We start from the raw sequence: 2,500 nt of genomic DNA, 5'->3' as shown, positions 1-2,500 counted from the left end.
GCGCTGCTGGGCGACGGCGGCGACGGCGACGGCGGCGGCGGGAACGCCCGGTCCGGCCCCGCCCCCAGCTCCTCCGCCCCGCGGGACGGCGGCGACCCGGCCCCGGGCGTGCCCACCCCGGACAGCCCCTCGGACGGGCCCAGCGCGCAGCCCAGCTACGACCCGGACACCGCCCCGGACCCCGTCAACGGCATCAGCCTGCCGGTGCTCTCCGGCTGGCAGGCGGGGCGCAGCAGCTCCGGCGGCGCGGGCGTCACCACCTCCCGCTACCCCTGCCCGGGCGACCCGTCCACCGACTGCGTGCGCGGCGGCGCCTTCTCCCGGACCGCCGACGGCTACAAGGCCACGTCCGCCAAGGGCATAGCCGAGGAGGACATCGCGCAGAACGCCGAGGAGTCCTACGGCCAGGACGAGAACACCGACCGCAAGGCGTACGGCGGGATCACCTCCCACAAGCAGCTCAAGGAGTCGGCGGTCGACGTCGCGGGCGAGAAGGGCTACCTGGTCCGCTGGAAGGTGGTGACGAAGAAGGGCGACGACGGCATCGTCCAGTCGGTCGCCTTCCCCTCGCCGACCGTGCCGGACACCATGGTCGTGGTGCGCTTCGGCTTCGACGTGAGCGACGAGGCGCCGCCGCTCAGCGACATGGACAAGATCGTCAAGGGCATCGAGGCGCTGGCGGGCGACGGCCGGTCCGTGTAGGGGGCCGCCGTACGGGGCGTGCGTCCGGGGCGTCTCAGCGCAACGCGCCGGTCAGTGAAGCGCGACCTTCGGCCAAACCCGCCCCTCGCAGGCGCGCACCGGTCAGCGAAGCGGCTGTTCGGAGAACCGGGCTGTCGGAGAAGCGCGCCGGTCAGCGAAGCGTCCCACGAGGCTGGGTGGAGAAGCGCGGCGGGCAGCGAAGCGCGCCACCGGGCTGTCGGAGAAGCGCGCCGGTCAGCGAAGCGTCCCACGCGGCTTTTCGAAGAAGCGCGGCGGTCAGCGAGCGCCCCACCGGGCTGTGTGCGGAAGCGCGCCGGTCAGAGGAACGTTCTGCCCTCGCCCCGGTACGTCGGCACGCTCGCCACCACCCGGTCCCCCTCGATCAGCCGCAGCGTGTCGAACCGCTCGCACAGCTCGCCCGCCTTGGCGTGCCGGAACCACACCTTGTCGCCGATCAGCAGATCGTCGGCGGCCGTGCCCAGCAGCGGGGTCTGCACCTCACCCGGCCCCTCCATCGCGTCGTACGCGAGCCCCTCCGGCAGGTACGGCACCGGCAGCCGGTCCCGGCCCGCGGCGCCCGACGCCGGATAGCCGCCGCCGAGCACCGTCACCACGCCCACCCCCGGCCGCCGCACCACCGGCTGCGCGAACAGCGCGGCCGGACGGCCGCGGAAGGAGGTGTAGTGGTCGAAGAGGCGCGGCTGGTAGAGGCCGGACCCGGCGGCGATCTCCGTCACCGCGTCCTCCGCCGCGGTGTGCTGCACACTGCCGGTACCGCCGCCGTTGACGAACTCCAGGTCCGCCTCGGCCCGCACCGCCCGTACGGCCGCGGCCCGGCGCGCCGCGAGTTCCCGGCGGGCCACGGACTGCATCAGCCGGATGGCGCGCGACCGCAGCGGCCGCTCCGCCACCGCGTCGCCCACGCCCGCCACATGACCCTCGTACGCCATCAGCCCGACCAGCCGGAAGCCGGGACGGCGGGCGATCAGCCGGGCCAGCCCGGCCAGTTGCTCCGGTTCGCGCAGCGGTGAGCGCAGCGCCCCGACCCGCACCCGGCCGCCGAGCAGCCGCAGCGAGGTGTCCCATTCCAGACAGACCCGGACCTCTTCGGTCCCGGCGCGCACGCTGTCGATCAGATCGAGCTGGGCGGGGTCGTCCACCATGACCGTCACCGCGGCCGCCAGCTTGGGGTCGCTGGTCAGGGTGGCGAAACCGTCCCGGTCGGTGGAGGGGTAGGCGAGCAGGACGTCGTCGAACCCCTCGCGCGCCAGCCACAGCGACTCCGGGAGCGTGAAGCTCATGATCCCCGCGAAGCCGTCCCGCGCCAGCACCCGCTCCAACAGCGCCCGGCAGCGCACCGACTTGCTGGCGACACGGATCGGTTTGCCTCCCGCCCGGCGGACCAGATTCCGTGCGTTGTCGTCGAAGGCATCCAGGTCGACAATCGCCACGGGCGCTTCGAGATGGGCGGTGGCCCGGTCGTACCGGACCCGGTCAGCGGCGGCAGCGGACATGGACGCAGCTTGCCAGACCGCCGTTACCACTGGGTAGAGGGCAGCCGGTGCGCAGGGCCCCCGCTGCCCGTAGAGTGTCGCGCACGCCACGACCGGCAGGTCAGGGGCGTGTTGTCCGTATACGGGCCGACCTGCCTGAAAGGCGGTGCGGCGGCACGGCGAACCGGACGGAGTCAGGTGAACCAGGTGTCGACGGGTGCGAGGGGGTGCAGGTGAGCACCGACGCGGAACAGGCGCACTCACCCCACAGCACGCCCCCACCACGCCCCGCACATCCCCCGCGC

The 2,500-nt window shown here is 73.8% G+C and carries 2 protein-coding genes; one reads left to right on the top strand and one right to left on the bottom strand.

Annotated elements, in window-relative coordinates:
* Nucleotides 1–3 precede the first annotated feature (3 nt).
* Nucleotides 4–702 (top strand): hypothetical protein, encoded by a 699-nt coding sequence (locus AXW62_RS31135; protein ID WP_079115888.1) that lies wholly within the window; start codon nucleotides 4–6, stop codon nucleotides 700–702.
* A gap of 317 nt (nucleotides 703–1,019) precedes the next feature.
* Here AXW62_RS31135 and AXW62_RS31130 read toward each other — a convergent pair whose 3' ends face one another.
* The gene (locus tag AXW62_RS31130; RefSeq protein ID WP_060947441.1) at nucleotides 1,020–2,216 is read right to left on the bottom strand and encodes an amino acid deaminase/aldolase; all 1,197 of its coding nucleotides are present in this window, start codon (nucleotides 2,214–2,216) and stop codon (nucleotides 1,020–1,022) included.
* Nucleotides 2,217–2,500 lie beyond the last annotated feature (284 nt).

Origin of the sequence: Streptomyces hygroscopicus subsp. hygroscopicus (assembly GCF_001553455.1) — a bacterium.
Classification (GTDB): domain Bacteria; phylum Actinomycetota; class Actinomycetes; order Streptomycetales; family Streptomycetaceae; genus Streptomyces; species Streptomyces hygroscopicus.
Note: the sequence above shows the minus strand (reverse complement) of the source record. Positions and strands in the feature narration are given on the sequence as shown.

Excerpts from the sequence above, each read along its gene's own strand:
- AXW62_RS31130 (WP_060947441.1), bottom strand. The coding sequence starts at position 2,216 with ATGTCCGCTGCCGCCGCTGACCGGGTCCGGTACGACCGGGCCACCGCC.